The organism is Candidatus Saccharibacteria bacterium, from assembly GCA_016432585.1.
In the GTDB taxonomy this organism is placed as follows: domain Bacteria; phylum Patescibacteriota; class Saccharimonadia; order Saccharimonadales; family Saccharimonadaceae.
Genome location: CP066696.1, coordinates 251,038 through 271,293 on the forward strand (window position 1 = coordinate 251,038; position 20,256 = coordinate 271,293).

22 protein-coding genes are annotated in these 20,256 nt (G+C 48.7%); 19 read left to right on the forward strand and 3 right to left on the reverse strand.

The features are described from left to right. Positions 1–50 precede the first annotated feature (50 nt). The gene (locus HZB75_01325; protein ID QQG51132.1) at positions 51–302 is read left to right on the forward strand and encodes a hypothetical protein; all 252 of its coding nucleotides are present in this window, start codon (positions 51–53) and stop codon (positions 300–302) included. Between the two features lie 209 nt (positions 303–511). Here HZB75_01325 and HZB75_01330 read toward each other — a convergent pair whose 3' ends face one another. Beyond that, positions 512–685, reverse strand: a complete 174-nt coding sequence (locus tag HZB75_01330; protein QQG51133.1) for a hypothetical protein — start codon at positions 683–685, stop codon at positions 512–514. A 190-nt stretch (positions 686–875) separates the two neighbouring features. Here HZB75_01330 and HZB75_01335 point away from each other — a divergent pair, with 190 nt between their 5' ends. From HZB75_01335 to HZB75_01390, 12 genes are all read left to right on the forward strand, one after another. Then, positions 876–2,060, forward strand: coding sequence for a DUF348 domain-containing protein (locus tag HZB75_01335; protein QQG51134.1), 1,185 nt, complete (start codon positions 876–878; stop codon positions 2,058–2,060). Between the two features lies 1 nt (position 2,061). Beyond that, positions 2,062–2,832, forward strand: coding sequence for a ribosomal RNA small subunit methyltransferase A (rsmA, locus tag HZB75_01340; protein QQG51135.1), 771 nt, complete (start codon positions 2,062–2,064; stop codon positions 2,830–2,832). Beyond that, a complete protein-coding gene (locus tag HZB75_01345; GenBank protein QQG51136.1) occupies positions 2,829–3,554 on the forward strand; it encodes a polyphenol oxidase family protein in 726 nt (241 codons plus the stop codon). Before rsmA ends, HZB75_01345 begins: the two co-directional genes overlap by 4 nt. A gap of 36 nt (positions 3,555–3,590) precedes the next feature. Next, entirely contained in the window at positions 3,591–5,084 is a 1,494-nt protein-coding gene (locus tag HZB75_01350; protein QQG51137.1) for a methionine--tRNA ligase, read from the forward strand. After that, the gene (locus HZB75_01355) at positions 5,084–5,824 is read left to right on the forward strand and encodes a TatD family hydrolase (protein QQG51138.1); all 741 of its coding nucleotides are present in this window, start codon (positions 5,084–5,086) and stop codon (positions 5,822–5,824) included. Before HZB75_01350 ends, HZB75_01355 begins: the two co-directional genes overlap by 1 nt. Positions 5,825–5,871: 47 nt before the next feature. Further along, positions 5,872–6,168 carry a hypothetical protein gene (locus HZB75_01360; protein QQG51139.1) on the forward strand — a complete coding sequence of 99 codons (297 nt, stop codon included), beginning with the start codon at positions 5,872–5,874 and terminating at the stop codon, positions 6,166–6,168. 14 nt (positions 6,169–6,182) lie between these two features. Then, on the forward strand, positions 6,183–6,614 hold the full coding sequence (locus HZB75_01365) for a hypothetical protein (GenBank protein ID QQG51140.1): 432 nt from the start codon (positions 6,183–6,185) through the stop codon (positions 6,612–6,614). A 21-nt stretch (positions 6,615–6,635) separates the two neighbouring features. Beyond that, positions 6,636–7,790, forward strand: coding sequence for a cysteine desulfurase (locus HZB75_01370; GenBank protein QQG51141.1), 1,155 nt, complete (start codon positions 6,636–6,638; stop codon positions 7,788–7,790). Continuing rightward, positions 7,787–8,386 carry a YdcF family protein gene (locus tag HZB75_01375; GenBank protein QQG51142.1) on the forward strand — a complete coding sequence of 200 codons (600 nt, stop codon included), beginning with the start codon at positions 7,787–7,789 and terminating at the stop codon, positions 8,384–8,386. Before HZB75_01370 ends, HZB75_01375 begins: the two co-directional genes overlap by 4 nt. After that, positions 8,386–9,423, forward strand: coding sequence for a tRNA 2-thiouridine(34) synthase MnmA (gene mnmA, locus HZB75_01380; GenBank protein ID QQG51143.1), 1,038 nt, complete (start codon positions 8,386–8,388; stop codon positions 9,421–9,423). Before HZB75_01375 ends, mnmA begins: the two co-directional genes overlap by 1 nt. Before the next feature lie 76 nt (positions 9,424–9,499). Continuing rightward, positions 9,500–10,084 (forward strand): prepilin-type N-terminal cleavage/methylation domain-containing protein, encoded by a 585-nt coding sequence (locus HZB75_01385; GenBank protein ID QQG51144.1) that lies wholly within the window; start codon positions 9,500–9,502, stop codon positions 10,082–10,084. A gap of 40 nt (positions 10,085–10,124) precedes the next feature. Beyond that, positions 10,125–12,017, forward strand: coding sequence for an alanine--tRNA ligase (locus HZB75_01390; GenBank protein ID QQG51145.1), 1,893 nt, complete (start codon positions 10,125–10,127; stop codon positions 12,015–12,017). Between the two features lie 77 nt (positions 12,018–12,094). On the opposite strand, the gene HZB75_01395 is transcribed toward HZB75_01390, so the two are convergent. Together HZB75_01395 and HZB75_01400 are read right to left on the reverse strand one after the other, a co-directional pair. Then, positions 12,095–12,400, reverse strand: coding sequence for a hypothetical protein (locus HZB75_01395; protein ID QQG51146.1), 306 nt, complete (start codon positions 12,398–12,400; stop codon positions 12,095–12,097). Between the two features lie 16 nt (positions 12,401–12,416). Beyond that, on the reverse strand, positions 12,417–12,725 hold the full coding sequence (locus HZB75_01400; protein ID QQG51147.1) for a hypothetical protein: 309 nt from the start codon (positions 12,723–12,725) through the stop codon (positions 12,417–12,419). Between the two features lie 134 nt (positions 12,726–12,859). Here HZB75_01400 and pilM point away from each other — a divergent pair, with 134 nt between their 5' ends. The 6 genes from pilM to obgE all read left to right on the forward strand — a co-directional run bounded on the left by pilM (position 12,860) and on the right by obgE (position 20,180). Further along, entirely contained in the window at positions 12,860–14,125 is a 1,266-nt protein-coding gene (gene pilM, locus HZB75_01405; GenBank protein QQG51148.1) for a pilus assembly protein PilM, read from the forward strand. A 2-nt stretch (positions 14,126–14,127) separates the two neighbouring features. Continuing rightward, positions 14,128–15,786, forward strand: coding sequence for a hypothetical protein (locus tag HZB75_01410; protein ID QQG51149.1), 1,659 nt, complete (start codon positions 14,128–14,130; stop codon positions 15,784–15,786). Beyond that, complete coding sequence (gene ruvX, locus HZB75_01415) at positions 15,773–16,177, forward strand: Holliday junction resolvase RuvX (protein QQG51150.1); 405 nt, start codon at positions 15,773–15,775, stop codon at positions 16,175–16,177. The genes HZB75_01410 and ruvX overlap by 14 nt, the downstream gene beginning before the upstream one ends. A 1-nt stretch (position 16,178) precedes the next feature. Beyond that, positions 16,179–17,360 carry an endolytic transglycosylase MltG gene (mltG, locus tag HZB75_01420; protein ID QQG51151.1) on the forward strand — a complete coding sequence of 394 codons (1,182 nt, stop codon included), beginning with the start codon at positions 16,179–16,181 and terminating at the stop codon, positions 17,358–17,360. Positions 17,361–17,814: 454 nt separating this feature from the next. Then, positions 17,815–18,825, forward strand: coding sequence for a LysM peptidoglycan-binding domain-containing protein (locus HZB75_01425; GenBank protein QQG51152.1), 1,011 nt, complete (start codon positions 17,815–17,817; stop codon positions 18,823–18,825). 68 nt (positions 18,826–18,893) lie between these two features. Further along, entirely contained in the window at positions 18,894–20,180 is a 1,287-nt protein-coding gene (gene obgE, locus HZB75_01430) for a GTPase ObgE (GenBank protein ID QQG51153.1), read from the forward strand. Positions 20,181–20,256: the final 76 nt, after the last annotated feature.

Consider the following 20,256-nt stretch of genomic DNA (forward strand, 5'->3'; position numbering starts at 1 on the left):
CAATAGCAAAATACACTTTGTCAGTGCCATTTTACTGGGAGGTGTTCGTTATGGCCGATGTGTCGGTCGAGGAACTGCTGGGCATGCCCGAACTGGGCGACCGGCAGGGTACGTTCGTACTGCACGCCTACTACTGCGCTGTCAACCAGCCGCAGCAGTGCGTGTACATCACCACCAACACCCGCCCGTCGCCGGGCCGGTCGGCCTGCGTGGTGCACGGCGCTGCGTCCATGCGGAAGGCAGACGTCATCAGCGTGGGCGGCGTGAACCACCGCAAGGATCGGCCCGAGTGGTCTAGCTGACGGGTATCCGTAAGAGGGCTAGTCATAGCTAATCTTGCGCATGCCCAGATGACTCCACAGAGTCGTCGCCCTGCGCCGCTCAGTAATGACGGGTGGCGCAGGGTTGTGAATACGATTTAAAGGAGACGCCAAAGCGTCTTAAAACTATCGGCCGTCCGCCGCCTCAGGAATTCTGAGGTAGCGGACGGCCTTTTGAAACAAGTGCAACCTCAGGCGGTGACTGCCATGCTGCGCCGCCATGCGTCGCGCTGAAGGTAGGGTGAAATCGATCGTCCGATCACCCAAGGCCCCAGCTTGCTTGCGCCGCGGATTGCCCGTCGGCCTCGCGCTGTTCTTGCAAGACGACGGTTGGCGCGTGCCAAAAGCCGATCATGATTCTTCATGTCACTCCTTGTACGACCGTAACGAACTGTTCAGATCGTTACGCTGCTACGTAGTATCGTGCAAATGTTCGAAACATATCATATACCCATAAATCGCTTACGTCAATTAAACAGTGGGCAAACTACCCAAACCCTGGTATTTTTGATATACTTTTTCTATGTAGCGCCATGTGAGGTGTTGCCCTAATTTATGAAGAGTATAACCAAAAAATCTTCCACGCCGGTAGGCATAGTCGTTGCTGTGCTCTTGCTTGCTATTGTCGTACTTGGCAGTATTGTTTCTTCGTATGCCCAGGCGGCGTCACCATCGCTTTCTGCAGGTCAGCGCCTCATTACTGTCCACGATCGTGGTCGCGACAGGGGTATTCTTACTCATGCTACGACGCTTCGGGCCGCATTTGAGGAAGCGGATATCACGATTGATCCAAACGATACGGTCGAACCTGGGCTCGATGATGAACTGGTGGCAACTAATTACGATGTTAATATTTACCGTGCACGCCCAGTAACGATTATCGACGGTGCTGTTCGCGAAAAAGTAATGTCGCCATATCAAACCGCCAAACAAATCGCTAAACAGGCAAATATTACCCTTCACGACGAAGATACGGCAACGCTTAGCGCAAGTACCGACATGGTTAGCCAGGGCGCGGGCGTACAGCTGCATGTTACTCGTGCGACATCATTTAAATTGGTGCTGTATGGTAACGAAACAACTGCCTATACCCAACAAAAAACGGTTGGGGATATGCTCAATGAAAAGGGGATTGTTGTTGGCGTTGGCGATACACTCTCACAACCGCTTACTGCCGAAATTCACGAGGGCATGAAAGTAGAGCTATGGCGTAACGGTAAGCAAACGGTGACGAAAAAAGAGAAGATCGCGTTTCCTATCGAACAAATCCAGGACGCTGACCGTGAAGTTGGCTACAAAAAAATCACTACGCCGGGCGTAAAGGGCGTAAAGTCTGTTACCTACGAAATTATCATGAAGAATGGTAAAGAGGTGAGTCGTAAAAAGATTCAGAGTGTCGTGCTTGAGAAGGCGCAAAAGCAGGTAGAGATTGTGGGTGCAAAGGTCGAAGGTCCTGAAGAAATCATGTCAAAGATTCGTTCCGCCGCCGCAGCCAAAGGTATTGACGCTCAGCGCGTATTGCTAATTGCCCGATGTGAGAGTGGATTCAACCCTCGTTCTGATAGCGGGTTTTATAAAGGACTCTTCCAGCACGATCCAAATTACTGGCCTAGTCGAGCGGCGCGTTACGGCTTTGCCGGAGCTTCATACTTTGATGTAGATGCTCAGATAGGCGTTTCAACAAGCATGATGGCTGGCGGTGGCTGGTCGCACTGGGGCTGTGACCCGGGACCTCAATAGAATGGCCGGTCCGAATAAATCTCTAGGCCAGCACTGGCTCCGCGATCGCGGAGTTCTTGCTCATATTGCCGATTGTGCCGACGTGCAAAAAACCGATACGGTGCTTGAAATCGGCCCGGGTCTTGGCACCCTTACCAGCGAACTGCTTCGTCGCAGCGAAAAAGTGGTGGCGGTAGAGTTCGACGAAGCTTTGGCGCGTAAGTTGCCGGCTCAGTTTCCTGGTAAAAACCTAGAAGTTATTCAAAGTGATATTCTATCGTTTGATCTTTCGGGTATGCCTGCTGGTTACAAGGTTGTAGCGAATGTTCCCTATTACATTACGAGTAAAATCGTTCAGCTGCTTATGACTGCCGAAAACAAGCCATCGATTGCAGTGTTGCTCGTGCAAAAAGAGGTTGCCGAACGTCTCGCGGCAAAGCCTGGCGATATGAGTATTTTGGCTATTAGCGCACAGATTTTTGCCGAGGTAACGCTAGGTGATATTGTGCCTGCTGCTATGTTTACGCCGCCACCAAAGGTGGATTCACAGGTGGTCATATTAAAACTTCGCGATAAGCCGTTTCTTAGCGATATTTCAGAAAAAGAATTCTTTCGCGTGGTAAAAGCTGGATTTTCGGCAAAACGAAAAAAACTTCGCAGTAGTTTGGCTGGTGGACTAGGTATCTCAAAAGACGAATCGGTGGCGCTTTTGCAAAAGGCTGGTGTTAACCCCGAGGCCCGTGCCGAGAGTTTACGCCTCGAGGAGTGGGCGGCGCTTGCGAGGGTCGCATGATCGCATCTGACCAACCTACTATTTTTGGCAAAGAAATCATTGCCGCAGTTTCATCGGTAAGCGATGGTAATATGAAATTTGGTATCGAGAATGACGATGTTTTAAAAAACAGGCAGGTATTTTTAGAGAATCTTGGTATCGACCTAAAAAATACCACCCTTGTGACTATCGACTATTCACCCGCTGCAAATTACACGCAGTATCGTACGCTAAACGACAGCGAAAAAGCAGGGGGTATGTTTGCGCCAGATTCCGAAACCATAGCCGATGCGCTTGTGGTGACAAAGCCTGGCCATGCGCTTTTCTTGCCCCTTGCTGATTGTGTTGGGGTTATTTTGCATGACGCAGTAAAAGGTGTTTTGATGGTATCGCATGTTGGTCGCCATAGTGCCGAGGTAGACGGGGCGAAAAAGAGCGTCCACTATCTTATGGATTCGTTTGCGTCGCGTCCTGCTGATATCCGCGCTTGGTTAAGTCCTGCTGTCGGTAAAGCAAGTTATCCGGTTCATGCCTTGGGCGATAAAGGTTTGCACGAGATAATTGTTGAACAGCTTCTGGGCGCCGGCTTACGTCAGGAGAATATAGAGGTAAGCGCGGTTGATACCGCCCGTGATAAGAACTACTTTTCACACAGCGAGTATCTTGCCGGAAATCGTGACAGCAAGGGTCGTTTTGCTGTTGTTGCTATGATGATGGGCGAGCAGGGTGAGCCTGCTGCTTAGAATACTCTTTATTATCTGATACACTAGAAAGTAACTATGGGAAAAAAATTATACATAACCACTGCAATCCCTTATGTCAATGGCACGCCGCACATTGGCAATGCTCTTGATTACCTGCTTGCCGATATTTGGACCCGCTACCAAAAGCAGAACGGACGTGATGTTCGCTTTCAGGTTGGTACCGACGAGCATGGAAACAAAATAGCTGCAAAAGCTACCGAACTTGGCCTAACGCCAAAAGAATACACCGACAAAATGTATGGCAACTTCGAGCTTTTAATGAAAAAAGTCGGAGCAGGTTATACCGATTTTATCCGCACTACCGACCCCCATCACGAAGGCGCCGTGCAGTTTATTTGGCAAAAACTTCAACCATATATTTACAAGGGTAGCTACGACGGCTGGTACTGTATGGGCCACGAGGCGTTCTTTACCGATAAAGAGGTGGAGGCGACAAACGGTGTTTGTCCCGATCATCAAACGCAGTACGAACATGTTACCGAAGAAAACTACTATCTAAAAACCAGTGCCTTTACCGATAAAATTCGCGACGCAATTACCAGTGGTCACATGGAAATCGTACCCGAATATCGCGCCAAGGAATTCCTTGAAATGATAAAGGACGGTGTTCAAGACGTCAGTATCTCGCGCCCGAACAAGCACCTTAGCTGGGGAGTAAGCGTTCCTGGCGATCACGAACAGATTATGTACGTGTGGCTCGACGCGTTGGCGAACTATATTACCATTTTGGGTTACCCAGACCGCGAAGGTTGGCAAGAATACTGGCCAGCCGATGTTCAGGTGATTGGTAAAGATATTCTGCGTTTCCATGCAGGCATTTGGCCGGCGATGCTTTTGGGCCTTGATCTTCCGCTTCCTAAAAAACTGCTTGTTCATGGGTTTGTAAACGTAGGCGGTGCCAAAATGAGCAAGACTGTCGGCAATGTTGTTGACCCTAGCCAGATTATCGATGAGTATGGTATCGACGCATTCCGTTATTTCTTCTCGCGCCATATCCCAACCCTCGACGACGGCGACTTTACCTGGGAGAAGTTCGAAAACGCCTACAACAACGAGCTCGGTAACGACTTGGGAAACCTAGTGTCGCGTGTTGCCAGCATGATATCGCGCTATCAAAGTGGCGTTATTGGTGACGCGCCAAAGGGTGATCACGATACAAAGCCATACTACGATGCAATGCATGAACTTCGCTTTAACCAGGCGATCGACGAAGTATGGGATACGATTCGCGAACTTAATCGCTATATCGAAATGGTAAAGCCGTGGGAAATTGCAAAACGTCGCGAAACCGACCCAGATGCCGAAGCGCACCTTGCTGAAGTTTTAGGACAGGCCGTTGGAACATTACTGCAGGTTGCTGAACTTTTGGCGCCGTTCTTGCCAACAACAGCCGAAAATATCAATAAGATATTTGGCACCGGTGTTGTTGTGCCTATCGAAGCCGTCGGGGGATTGTTCCCAAAGATATACAAACACACTGAAGACCCTCGTACTCGTCAGGAAAAGTAATGTTGATCGACACTCATTGTCATATTCATGATTCGGCCTATCCGCTAGATACCGACCATGTCTTGCAGCGCGCTCACGAAGCGGGTGTGGCAAAAATGATTTGCGTTGGCACCGACAAAAACAGCACAAAAGAAGCCGCCGAATTTGCGGCGGCTCACGATAATGTGTTTTATTCTATTGGTATTCACCCGCACGAAACAAAAGACGGCTGGGAAGAAATTGCCGCGCATGCGCCGGGGGCAGTGGCTGTTGGCGAGATTGGGCTCGACTACTTTTATGCGCACAGCCCTAAGGACGTGCAGATTCGCGGACTCGAATGGCAAATTGACCTAGCATTAAAGCATAACTTGCCAATTATTTTTCATGTTCGTGAGGCGTTTGATGATTTTTGGCCGATTTTTGATAATTTTCACGGTATTCGTGGCGTGGTGCATAGCTTTACCGATACAGCCCAGCACCGAGACGAAGCTTTAAAACGAGGTTTGTTTATAGGGGTAAATGGTATCAGTACGTTTACGAAAGACGAAAATCAGCAGGAAATGTTTGCGACAATTCCTCTAAACCGCTTATTGTTAGAAACGGATGCACCATTCTTGACGCCAGCGCCATTACGTGGTAAAGTCAATGAGCCAGCATTTGTGCGCCATATCACAGAGCACCAGGCTCTCATTCGTGATCTTCCGTACGAACAAATTGCGGCGATCACCACGGCGAATGCCGAATCGTTATTTGCGATCTAAAAACAAACAGTAGAAAACGCCAACTCTAATATGAGGTGTATGCTGTTATGGAAAACAGGCCACGATCTTCGGAATATATTCCATCATCGACCGTCGAATTTATTGCGACGCCTCTTGAAGACGGGGTAGAGCTCGACCTTCACAAAAGCAATCTTCCTACGATGGACGAGGTGCGTGCTGAAACACTCGCTGCTTTCGAGGAAACTCCAGCTACAGTTGAGCGCCCTGTATTTTCGCGTCACGAGCAAATCGGCCGATATAGCCGAAACCTTACCGTCGTACGCCGCCAAACAGCCGGCGGCGAAGTTCCGCTAACGCGCGAAGATCTTGATCTCGCTGCATAGAAAGGAGATATCATATGTCGATACTCAAAAAAGCACTCTCGCTTATCACTGGTGATCCCGCACAAGTACTTACTATGCCCAAGGACAAAAAACGTCCTTTTAAAACGCTTTCCGAGCGTGAACTTTTGCAACTAGAAAGTGAAATCGGATCGAAATTATTTGGTGATGTTCCCGCTGGGCATCGCCGCGAGTTTTTTTGCCTCGATGAAAAAACATGGATTTGGTACGAAGAGTGGCTCGATCCAAAGACTAATAAACCTGATCGTCGAACAGTTCGCTACGAAGTGCACGCTAACGGTATTTTAAAGGTGCAAGAAGGCGCGCGTTATTCGTTTATTACGGGCGCAGAGCTCGACAACCTTTTGGCTGCGACCACAATGTACTACGAACAAGTAATGCGTGGCGTTTATAAAATCGACCCTGCTACCGGCCAGAAAATTCTATAGCTGGTATACTGGTAGGAGTATATGAACACCGAGACGATCTATCTGGATCATGCTGCTGCAACGCCTATGGATGAGCGTGTTTTGTTTGCTATGCAGCCGTACTTTACGGATCTTTTTTATAACCCCTCTAGCCCGTATTCGCCAGCTGTAGCCGTTCGTCGCCAGTACGAGGCGGCAAAGCATACGCTTGCGGGAACGTTTGGTGCTAAGGGCGACGAGCTGGTTATTACTGCCGGCGCAACCGAGTCGATTAATCTTGCCTTTGCAAGTATTGGCGGACATGTTGTCACGGCGAATATTGAACACCATGCGGTACTTGCGGCTGCAAAGCGTTATGAACATACGCTCGTTCAAAGTGATGACCGCGGCTTTGTGTCGGCCGATGCAGTTAAAAAAGCAATCCGCCACGATACGCGGCTGGTAAGTATTGCGCTTGCGAACAACGAGCTTGGTACTATTCAGCCGATCCGCGATATTGCAGCGGTTATTAAAGCCGAGCGCGATAAGCGTTTAGAGGCCGGCGACACGACGCCAATTTATCTGCATAGCGATGCTTCGCAGGGCACGGGTCAGCTTGATATTCATGTTTCACGGCTCGGCGTTGATCTTTTAACGCTAAACGCTGGTAAAGTATATGGGCCAAAACAGGTAGGGCTTTTGTGGGCGGATAGCCGCGTGCAGCTAGAGCCTCAGATTGTAGGTGGTGGACAAGAGCGAGGGTTGCGTAGCGGCACCGAAAACGTTGCGGGGGTTATTGGGTTTGCGAAGGCAATGGAGCTTGCCGAAAAGCACCGACGTTTCGAGACAGACAGGCTAAAGCAGCTTCGTGATACGTTGCAAACGCAGCTTACGAACGCTTTTAGCGATGCGGTCGTATCTGGATACGAAAAGCGCCGTCTTGCTGGACACTTACACATTTCGTTCCCTGGCGTCGATGCTGAGCGTTTGGTATTTGCGCTTGAAACGCGTGGTGTGTTGGTGGCAACGGGTAGTGCCTGTGCAGCAAACAAAGGAACGCGCTCGCATGTTCTTACGGCTATAGGGTTAGCGCCCGAAGTTGCAGATGGTAGTTTGCGTTTGACATTGGGCCACTTATCGACCGACGAAAACACCAAGCGGGCTGGTGAAATTATTATCGAGGAAGTGACGCGCGAGCGAAAAAGGGTAGGTCTATGAAAACAATCATAGCGATTATCGTTGCGCTTGCAATTGTGGTGATAGGGCTTACGATGTACCTCGCACCAGACGACCTGGCCGATTGTGGCGACGCGCCAGACGGAGCAACGATGTGCGAACCGGCAGATGCGATTGTTGCCGTAAGTGGTGGCGACACGACGGCCCGAACTGAAGAGGCGATTCAACTGTATCAAATGGGCTGGGCGCCAAAGCTCATTTTTTCGGGTGCCGCACAAGATAAATCTGGCCCAAGCAATGCCGAGGTTATGCGACGGCTAGCGCTTGATAGTGGCGTGCCAGAATCCGATATTATTATCGAAGAGTACGGCGAAACGACAAAGCAAAATGCCGAAAACACGCTAAGTATTTTTACCGAAAATAACATTTCGTCGGTCATTTTAGTGACGTCGGCGTATCACCAGCGCCGCGCAGGATTAGAATTTAGCTCGCGAACCGCAGAAGTCGCTGTTCGTAATCACCCCGTGGCAAGCGACCATCAATGGTCGGCGTTTTGGTGGGCAACGCCAATGGGCTGGTTTTTAGCGCTTGGTGAGTTTACGAAAATCATCGCTTTTTATGTAGTAGGTAGTCGCTAATGCGTGTCTATGTTGGTATGAGCGGTGGTGTCGATAGTAGCCTGACAGCAGCTCTTTTAAAAGAGCAAGGGTACGACGTGACTGGTGTGTATATGAAAAACTGGACGCAAGATTTGCCTGGCATGAAATGTCCATGGGCAGATGATCTTGCCGACGCGAAGCGTGTTGCGGTACAGCTTGGAATCGACTTTAAGGTGTTTGATTTTGAGAATGAATACAAGCACAAAGTCGTTGATTACATGATAGAAGAGTACAAGCTTGGACGAACGCCAAACCCAGATATTATGTGCAACCAAGAGGTTAAGTTTAAGCTGTTTCTTGAAGCCGCGCTAGAAGACGGCGCCGAGATGATAGCAACAGGACACTATGCGCGCGTTGCTAATGGTGTGCTAAAAATGGCCGTCGATACCAACAAAGATCAGACATATTTTTTGTACCGAGTGACTGGTAAGGCGCTTGAAAAAACACTATTTCCGCTTGGTGAGTTTACAAAACCCGAAGTTCGCAAAATGGCAGAGGAGCGTGGCTTGTTTACGGCTGCAAAAAAAGACAGCCAAGGTATATGTTTTGTTGGTAAAGTTGGGATTCGTGATTTTCTGAGCCAGTATGTCGAGCAAAAGCCTGGAAAGATTATTGATAAGCTAACGGGTAAAGTTTTAGGTGTTCACGACGGTGCGATTTTTTACACGCTTGGTCAGCGCCATGGCCTAGAACTTGGTGGCGGATTGCCTTACTATGTTGTTGGTAAAAGCATGGATAAAAATGAGGTGTATGTAACGACGGATCTTAACGACGATACGCTTTGGAAGAACGATGTCGCGTTAACCGCGGTTCATTGGATAAACGACGCGCCTCAAAATGGAACGTATCAAATTCGCGTTCGTCACCGCGCAAAGCTCGTTGATGCATCGCTTGAAATACTAGACGACGAGAGTGTTAATCTTCATCTCGAGAATGCCGAGCGCGCCATTGCCGCAGGTCAATCGGTGGTTATTTATAACGATGACACCTGCCTTGGCGGAGGAATTATCGCCTAGACTCAAGATCCTAGGTTGCCCTGCTGCGACAATTTGTGGTATAAACGTAAGCAGTTAGAAGTAAAAAGGAGCGTAGATGGGTGGGCGACAAAAGGGGTTTACGATTGTCGAACTTCTTATCGTTATTGTTGTTATTGCTCTACTGGCGGTTATTGTTATCGTTGCCTATAACGGCATGCAGCAAAGGGCTCAGGATACGGCTATCAAGTCCGATTTGAGCGCGATCGGAAAAGCCTTTGCGAATTATAAAACGATCAAAGGAACGTATCCGACAACCGAAACTGAAATTAGTGAAATCCACAATACGGCCACGACAGGGCTGAATGAATCAAATGTAAAGATCACTCGCACCGCCTATGATGTAACAACGCAAGCGGCGGCTGGCGATACTAACCGTCGTAATATTCTTATTTGTGTTCGAAGTGGCGGTACTGATCCGCAGTTTGGAATCCTTGCGTTATCAAAATCGGGAAGCGTATGGCTGTATACCTCTAATGGCGGTATTTCTCTTAGTCCTGATTCGTGGGTCGGCCAGCAAACGACATCGTGTCCACGGGTGGGCATTGCTCTTACGGATCCTGGTTACGCGCGCTGGTTCGGCTACCAGCGAACGGAGGCTGCTTCTGTAGATAGCGGCTGGCGCGGCTGGACGACACAGTAGATCTTTTACTGTTTGCTACATCTGTTATAATAAGTCTATTATGAATGCACAAGATATACGAAACGCCTACCTACAGTACTACAAAGACCGTCAGCACACTGTGATAGCGCGCGCCGCCTTGATGCTAAAAGATGACCCTACAACTCTGTTTACGGGGAGTGGTATGCAGCCCCTTATGCCATATCTCCTTGGCGAGAGCCACCCCGATGGAGTGCGCCTTGTCGATAGCCAGCCTTGCCTTCGCGCCCAGGATATCGAAGATGTGGGCGATAATCGCCATACAGTGTTCTTTGAGATGCTTGGAAACTGGTCGCTCGGTGACTACTTTAAGGCAGATCAGCTTCCGTGGATGTACGAGTTTTTGCTCGATGTTGTGAAGCTCGATATTAACAAAGTTTATGCAACCTGTTTTATCGGTAACGAAGAATTTAACATTCCCCGTGATAACGAAAGCGCAGAACTTCTAAAGAAAATATTTGCAGACCGCGGCATCGAAGCGCTGACGGCCGATCTCGGTTCGGAAGAAGATGGCTACGCTAGGGGGATGAAGCCCGGCGAGCGGATATTCTTTTACGATGCGTTTAAAAACTGGTGGTGGCGCGGCAAAGGAATCGCAGGTATGCCCGAGGGCGAACCAGGTGGTCCAAGTAGCGAAATGTTCTACCGCTTTGATGAATCTGAACACACCGACGCCGAGAAAAAACAATACGGCGAGTTCTGTCACCCAAACTGTGACTGCGGTAGGTTTATGGAAATCGGCAACAATGTCTTTATGGAATACGTGCGCCGCGGCGAGGGTTTTGAAAAACTGCCCAACCGCAACGTCGACCAAGGCTCGGGCCTCGAGCGAATTGCGGCAGCTGCTATCGACAGTCCAGATGTCTTTAAGATCAGTCTTATGTGGCCGATTATTGAAAAACTGGAGATGATTTCCGGCAAAACTTACGAAAGTAACACGAACGCAATGCGCGTAATTGCCGACCATCTGCGTGGTGCAACATTCCTTGCGGTTGATGGCTGTGTGCCTGCTAATAAAGAGCAGGGCTATGTTATGCGTCGCTTGCTTCGCCGTGCAATTCGTTTTGCGTTCGATCTTGGTATTGAACAGAACTTTCTTGAGGAGATTGTGCCGGTTATCGCTGATCTTTACCACAACGACTACCCTGAAGTTGCTACAAAACGTGAAGAAGTGATCGCTGTGCTTGTAAAAGAAGAAAAAGTCTTCCGTCAGACGCTTCGAAAAGGCCTAAAGCAGATGGAAAAATTCAAATCAGATGGTCTTACGGGCGCCGAACTGTTCATGCTATATGATACCTACGGATTCCCAGTAGAGCTTTCTACCGAAGAAGCTTTCAAGCAAGAAATTAAGCTTTCGGATAACTGGCGCCAAGAGTTCGACGACAAAATGGCCGAACAGCGCGCTCGTTCGCAAACTGCAGCAAAAGGAACGTTCAAGGGTGGTCTTGGTGGCCAAACGCTTATCCACAAAAAATATCACACCGCAACACACCTTATGTATGCTGCACTTAAGCAGGTGCTTGGCGACCACGTTACCCAGCACGGCAGCAATATTACCGAAGACCGCTTAAGGTTTGACTTTAACCACGACCAAAAAATGACACCCGAAGAGATTGCTGAAGTTGAACGTATCGTGAACGAGAAAATCAACGAAGATTTGCCAGTATTTTACAAAGAATACCCAACAGATGAAGCCTTCGAAAAAGGTGCAATTGGCGCGTTTGGTGATAAATACGGTGATACGGTAAAAGTTTACCAAATGGGCGAGGGCGATCAGCGCTTTAGCTTCGAGATTTGTGGTGGTCCTCATGTTGATCATACTGGTGAACTTGCAGACGACAAAAAGATCTTCAAAATCACCAAAGAAGAGTCAAGCTCGGCAGGCATTCGTCGTATCAAGGCTGTTCTAAAATAGGCTAAAACAAAACGACCCCCGGTGACACCTCGACTCTCGGTTCGAGAGGTGGTGCTACCGGGGGCGTTCTGACGAATCTAGAACAGGGAGTGGATCACGTGCAGGACGAATCCCGCGGTGAGGACGCCTAGTATCGGACAGAGCGAGTGGGCTATCACCGCCACGTAGATCACGGGGCGGATTGCTCGTATCCACACACTTGCGATGTACAGCAGGCCGCTGATGATGATCCCGACAACGCCAAGTACTCCGGTGAAGAAGGCGAGGTCGGAGTAGAAGCCCAGCGGAACGACCACGAGAGCTATCACGAACAGGATCGTGGTGATCACGCCGTTCGTGATATGCAGTCGCTGCCATTCGTCTTCGGTAAGACCAAGGTTCATGCGTACCTCTTTCGGGTTAGCCGGAAGCCTGTCTTCCGGAGCGGTAGAGCCATATGCATGCGGCAATGATCGCCGCAAGAAAGATAACTGCGCAACCGCCTGTCGGAAGATAGATATCCACTAGGCGGTTTACATGCACCGGAATCTCGGTGAATGTGCAGTCGAACGGGTTGTGCGTAGGACACTCGGTGCGGAACGCTTTGGTTTTCGCTGCCTCCTGAATTGCTTTGCTCTCCCAGTAATTGTAAATCTGCTGTACGCCCTTGGTGTAGCCAATGGCGACAAGCAGACCACCAACTACCGAGATGATGCGCCAGAACTTCATGGCGCTCCTTCCGTAGAGGGGCCGATGACTGAATATATTATACAATTTTTTATATTATTTTTCAATATACGAGGCCAGGGGTTCTATAGACGGATGTTTATTCTATAGGCAAATGGTATATAATGATACTAATTATGGTTTTCGAAAAATTACGCAAACGAACGCAAGACAAGCTCGACAACGATTATGTGGTGGCGCTTGATATCGGAACAGAGTTTGTAAAGGCGCTTATCGCCAAGCAAACCGGCGACACGCTAGAGATTGTCGGCGTGGGGCGCGCCCGCCAAGATCTTAGTGATATGCATTCGGGTGCGATTGCCGATATTTCGGGTGTTGTTCGTAATTGCGAAGAGGCGCTTTCAGAAGCCGAAGATCAAGCCGGTCTGCAGGCAAAGCGCGTGGTTATTGGTATTGCCGGCGAGCTGGTAAAAGGCGTTACGAACACTATTCGTTACCGCCGCCCGCAGCCCGACCGCCCGCTCGATACGGCTGAAATGGAATTTATCATCGAAAAGGTGCAAGAACGCGCGCAGGGCAAAGCACAGCGCCAAATCGCTCTCGAAACGGGTAACGAAGAAGTTGAGGTAAAGCTCGTTAACAGCGCTCTCGTTAGTATTCATATCGACGGCTACAAGATTTCTAACCCAATCGGTTTTCAGGGGCGTGATGTCGCCGTTCAGATTTACACCGCGTTTGCTCCAATGGTGCATATCGGGGCGCTCGAGCGCGTCGCCGATGAACTTGCGCTTGATCTTGTAGCAGTTGCAGCCGAACCATTTGCTGTTAGCCGTTCTGTTCTTGGTACCGATGCTAGCAGTAACTTTACCGCGATCCTTGCCGATGTTGGAGGTGGTACAACCGACATTGCTGTTGTTAACGACGGTGGCGTAGAGGGGACAAAGATGTTCGGCATAGGTGGGCGTAGCTTTACGCGCACGATTGCCAGCGAAATGAACCTCGACTACAAAGATGCCGAAAAACTAAAGGTAAATATCGATAGCCCGCAAATTAAAGCAAGTGTTAAAAAAGATGCCGAAGAAGCGATCGACAAAACACTCGATGTCTGGCTATCTGGTGTTGAACTGGCGCTTGCCGAGTTCGATTCTGTCGATCACTTGCCAAACAGAATTCTTCTTTGTGGAGGTGGCGCCAGCCTTACGAAGCTTATGGATGCGCTCGCCGAAAAGGATTGGTATAAAGATCTGCCCTTTACTAAGCGTCCGACCGTTCAGCGCATTAACCCTAGTGAAGTCGTGGGCATTACCGATAAAACCGGTGCTGCGAACGACCACACCTACATCACCGCTATGGGTCTTCTGCGCGTCGGATATGATACAATGATGGGGAGTACTGATGCTGATACCATCAAGGATAAACTTAATCGAATCTTACGAATATAAACATGAATAAAGACGTTATTTATATCGATGTTGAAGATGATATTACCGCGATAATCGGTAAAGTTAAGGGTGCTAAAGAGAAAATTGTTGCACTAGTGCCGCCAAAGCGTATTGGCGTTTTGCAAAGCGCTGTCAATTTGCGCCTGATTGCCCGTGCAGCAAAGCAGGCTGATAAGCGACTTGTGCTTATTAGCAATAACTCGGCACTTGCCGCACTTGCCGCGGCCGCACAGGTTCCAACGGCAAAAAACCTGCAAAGTAAACCCGAGATGGCCGAAATATCCGCACTTGATATCGATAACGGCGAGGATATTATCGATGGTGCGCAATTGCCGGTTGGTGATCATGCTAGGGTTGCAGGAATGGGAGCCGTTGCGCTTGCCTCGAATGCTGCAATAGACGACGCCGTTAAAGAGAACGCAGCCGAAGCGCCAATTCGGGCAGTGCCGCCAGCTCCGGGTCGTCCGCTTCCGAAAGCAAAATCAAAGAGTGGCGTGAGTGTACCGAATTTCAATAAGTTCCGTAAAAAATTCGTGCTTATTATTGCAGGGGTTATTTTGCTTATCGCAGGGCTTGTGTGGGGAATCTTTTTTGCGCCACAGGCGACAGTTATTATTACCGCGCGCACAACAGAATCATCGGCAAATGCTAAGGTAAAGCTTGCCGATAGTGCTGCAACTAATTTCTCGGCCGGAACGATCAAAACAGTCGTTCAAGAGTCTAAAAAGGACGTTTCTGTAGAATTTACTCCGACTGGTAAAAAAGAAGTAGGCGAAAAGGCGACCGGTAAAATGCAGATTAGCCGTACCTCGGTATCGAGTAATGCTATCACGGTACCAGCGGGCACAAGTTTTAGTAGCGATCAAATCACTTTTGTCAGCACCGAAAGCGCAACATTGAACGGCACCACTGTTGGTCCCGGCGGGATTGTTCAGGACTCTGCGACGGTAAGTGTCGAAGCGGTAAAGATTGGCGAGGAATATAATGTCTCTGCACGAGCCTATAGTTCGAGTGTCAGTGGTATTAGTGCAAATGGTACAGATATGGCGGGCGGTACAAAGCGTGAAATCACGGTTGCGAGCACGAGCGATGTTCAATCGGCAACAGATGAGCTTGCTCAGCAAAAAAGCGATGACATTAAGGCTCAGTTAACGGGTCAGTTTAATGACACATTTGTTATTCTCGAACAAACATTCAAGATCGATCGTGGTGACCCTGTGGTAACCCCTGCAATTGGCAAAGAGGTGACTGAGGGCAGTAAGTCGAAGCTAACAAGTACAATTACCTACCAACTGTCTGCGGTTGCAAAGGCAGACGTCGATCAGTTCCTTGGTGACTATTTTGCAGATCAAATCAAAGGCCAAGACGACCGACGAGTTTACGATAATGGCGCTGGGCAGGTGACATTTACAAATATCGCAGCAGTATCGGGCGGCTTTACAGGTAATATTGTTGCCACGGCAAAGATTGGTCCAAAAATCGACGACAACGCGATCAAGGATCTTGCCAAAGGTAAACGTTACGGCGATATCCAGTCTGCCCTAGAAGCAATTCAAGGCGTGGACAATGTGGATGTTAAGTTCTGGCCATTCTGGGTGTCGTCTGCGCCAAACGATACAAAGAAAATCAGCATAGAATTTAATCTCAATGAGTCAAACTAAGTCGTTCCTTGCGCTAGATGTCGGTGAGAAACGCATAGGGGTCGCAGTAGGCGACAGCGGGGTTAAGATTGCCGTTCCTTTTGACACGATAGAAGTTGACGGCAACGAGATTAAGCGAATTGCCCAGCTTGTGGTGAGCGAAAAGGCTGATACGGTTGTCGTGGGCTATCCTCGTAACCAATCAGGTGAGCCAACGGCTCAAACGGCGTATGTTGAGAATTTTGCCAAGCAGCTTGCCGATATCGCGCCAGATCTAGTATTTCAAGACGAATCGCTTACGAGCGTGCTGGCCGAACAGCGGCTCAAAGGATACGGGCGTCCCTATTCAAAGGGGGATATAGACGCCCAGGCCGCAGCGATAATACTACAAGATTATATGGAGCAACACTAATATGAACGACATTCTTCCTCCAAAACGACCATTATCGCAAGATGTGCGACCAAATACGCCACGCGATATAAAAATGCCACCCCAGAAGGCGCTAGAGGCCCCAGAGCCCGAAGTGCTATTAGAAGCGCCAGAGACACCACTTATGCTTGAAAAGCCTCGTAAATCGCCTAAAAAGGTTATTTTATGGGTTCTTGCAATTATTCTTGGTCTTATTGTAGCGGCCACTGCTGGTGCGTATTTTTGGTACGTTATGGCACTTTCGCCTGTAAATAGCCAAAACAGTGAAAAAACACGCGTAGAAATCGTCGAGGGGAGCTCTCCCTCGGATATCGGTGATTTACTAGAGGGTAAGCAGCTTATTAAGAGTAGTCTTGCATTCGATCTTTACACGCGTCTATCCGGCACGCGCTCTCAGTTGCAGGCGGGAACCTACAGCCTTATGCAGTCCGAATCGACTGAACAGATAGTGAAACATCTCGTATCGGGAAATGTCGATCAGTTCTCTATAACGTTCCTTCCTGGGGCAACTCTTGCCGATAACCGTAAAGGACTTATAGAGGCGGGATACACAGAGGCCGAGGTAGACGCGGCGCTTACTAAAAAGTATGATCACCCTCTATTTGCCTCAAAACCAGCCACAGCGGATCTTGAAGGGTATATTTACGGCGAAACCTATACGTTTTCGGCCGATGCAACCGTAGAGGATGTGCTCGTTCGTACATTTGATGAATTTTATGCCAAAATCGAAGAAAATAATCTTATTGCAGGCTTCGAAAAACAGGGTCTGAACCTCTATAAAGGCATTACGCTCGCCTCTATTATCCAGCGCGAGGTACCCGATGCCGACGATCAAAAGCAGGTAGCGCAGGTATTCTTTAAGCGCCTTGATATGGATATGCAGCTAGGGTCGGATGTGACGGCGTACTATGGGGCGGACAAAAAGGGTGTTTCTCGCTCGGTTGCTGTCGACACCCCATACAACACTCGCCTTCACAAGGGTTTGCCCCCAGGACCTATTGGTACGCCGGGGTTAACGGCACTTCAAGCGGTGGCGGCTCCAGCGAGTGGTAATTATGTCTATTTCCTCAGTGGTGACGACGAAGTAACGTACTTTGCGATTACGAACGAAGAGCACGAAGACAATATCAAGAACCATTGCCAAGTTAAGTGCAGTATTCCATAGAACTTGACAATTTTACATTCTATAAAATAAATTGACATACTTTGCAATAGCTGATACACTGTTTACAGCACATTTGTGAGTTCGTCTGCCAATGCCTGTCTGTGACAGCATCTGCGGGTGGAAAGCGAGCCATAAATGAGCCTACCAAAAATGTCGCTACGGGTATTGAATAAAGAACTTTTCAACTAATAATAATTAATGAAATCGGTCGACACACATACCCTGTTCTTAAATTGCGAGAAGAAAGACAAAGTAAGGTAGACGCCTTTGTAGTAATACGAATGGCAGGAGAACAATAATTAGTAATCATCAAACCGTTCTGAGCTCAGCTCAAGCGTCAGCTGCCGAGTTACGGCAACAAGTGTTTGCTCGTCATAAAAATAGCTCTAAAAAGGCTAAGGGCGGACTCAAGTCGACAACGGTCGCAGCGTATACTGGTGTTTTCTTGCTTATTATGTCGTTGGTAGCAATCGGTTACCAACCACCACAAAATATGGATAGCGTCGCAAGCGCTGCCGAATCTCAAACGTCAACCAGCCAACCTTCGGTCGACGACCTTGTTGCAACGAACGTTGCAGCCGGTATTGCTGAACGTGCTGAACTACCTATTGCAACAAACGTTGCTAACCTTTCGGTTTCACTATCTGCCGAGAGCGAGCTTGCCCAAAACGACGCGAATGCTATTAGTAAGCCACAAATCATTCAGCCAATGGCTGATAGTCGCGAAGTAAAAATTTACACGGCCGTTGCTGGTGACACGACTTCAAAACTTGCTCGCAAGTTTGGCGTTTCGGCAAATACAATTAAATGGGCGAACAACCTGACGTCTGACGCCATTGCTGTGGGTAAAAAGCTCAAAATCCCACCAATTGACGGTATTGTCTATATTGTTAAGGCTGGTGACACGATTTCAAGCATTGCTGCCAAATACAAATCGAACAAAGATCAGATTGTTGCCTTTAACGACCTTGAACTTAGCGGCCTTCGTAAAAACATGACGATTATCATTCCTGGCGGTGTTCTTCCTAATACCGAACGCCCTGGTTATGTTGCACCGTCTACTGGTGGCTATACTTCGGGTGCATACAACGGTGGTTACTCAACTATCGACGCACAGATTGCGCGAGCGTCTGCTGGTAACCGTTATGCCTTCGGTAACTGTACGTGGTATGCCTACGAGCGCCGTATGCAGCTTGGCCGCCCAGTTGGAAGCTTCTGGGGTAACGCGGCAACCTGGGCTATGTACGCAAGTGCAGCTGGCTACCGTGTTGATACGAAACCTGGCGTTGGCGCCGTTATCCAAAACGGTGGTGGCTATGGTCACGTTGGTATCGTTGAAAGCGTTAACCCAGGCGAAAGCATTACTATTAGCGAAATGAACTATGCCGGTAACTTTAACCGCGTCACTAGCCGTACTATGAGCTGGGGCGAGGCAACAAGCGGCGGCTACAGCTTCATTCACTAACAGTTTATTTCTGAATAAAAAATCGCCCCTGTCAATATAGGGGCGATTTTGTTATAATGGGAGGAATTATGTTTGTTGATACAGCGAAAGTTTTTATTGCAGCAGGAAATGGCGGAAACGGAAACGTCAGTTTTAGGCATGAAATTTATATCGACAAGGGTGGTCCAGACGGCGGTGACGGCGGTAAAGGCGGCGATGTTATCTTTGAGGCAAGCGAAAATGTTAACACGCTCGTTGACTTTCGATTCAAGCCGGAACTAAAGGCAAAGCACGGCCAAAACGGTTCAAAGCAAAATATGCGTGGCCGCTCGGGCGAAGACTTTATTGTAAAAGTTCCTATGGGAACGGTGGTTCGTAAAGGTGGCGAGGTGATTGCTGACCTTGTTGAAAATGGCCAGCGTGTAGTAATTGCAAAAGGCGGTGACGGCGGCTTTGGTAACGCTCACTTTAAATCATCGGTTCGTCAAACGCCTCGTATGGCAGAACTTGGTGAGCGCGGCGATACTTTTGAAGCTGAACTCGAACTAAAACTACTTGCCGATGTGGGACTAGTTGGGTTTCCTAATGCGGGCAAATCAACCTTTTTGTCTGTCGTAAGCAATGCTCGCCCAGAAATTGCCGACTATGCCTTTACGACGCTTACGCCAAATCTTGGCGTGGCCGATATCGACGACACGAGCCTTTTGATTGCGGATATTCCAGGCCTTATTGAAGGTGCTAGCGAAGGCAAGGGGCTTGGCGATGCGTTTTTGCGCCACGTAGAGCGTACTGCCGTACTTCTTCATCTTGTCGATGCGTATACGAACGATATCGGTGACGCGTACAAAACGATTCGTAACGAGCTTGCAAACTATAGCGGTGATCTTGCCGAGCGACCAGAGGTGATTGGACTAACGAAGACCGATGGCCTCGATGACGAAATGATTCAAATGCAGATTGACGCACTTCGCGAAGTGGCTGGCAAAAAGGCAGAGATTTTTGCTGTTTCGTCGACCGCACACAAAGGTCTAAGAGAAGTACTACGTGCGCTTCGTACTAAGGTAGACAACGTTCGTGCTATCGAACGCGAACTTGAAGACGACGAGGATGATCTTCACGTTATATCACTCAACGATGCTCAGATTGCAAATGCATGGACGGTCGAAAAAGACGAAGAGACGGGCCACTTTATCGTAAAGGGTGATAAGATCGAAAAGTTTGCTAGGCGGACTAACTTTGACAACTTCGAAGGTGTTAACAGGCTTCGCGATATTATGAAAAAGCTTGGTATTACCCATGAGCTAACGAGAAACGGCGCAGCTGGCGATAGTGTTATCGAAATTGGTGGCAAAGAGTTTACGTACTTAGAACAATAAATTAAGGCAGTGCGAAACAGTTCTTTGGTTAATTCGATAATCAATGTGATTTAAACGCCGCGTAAAAGGTAGATTT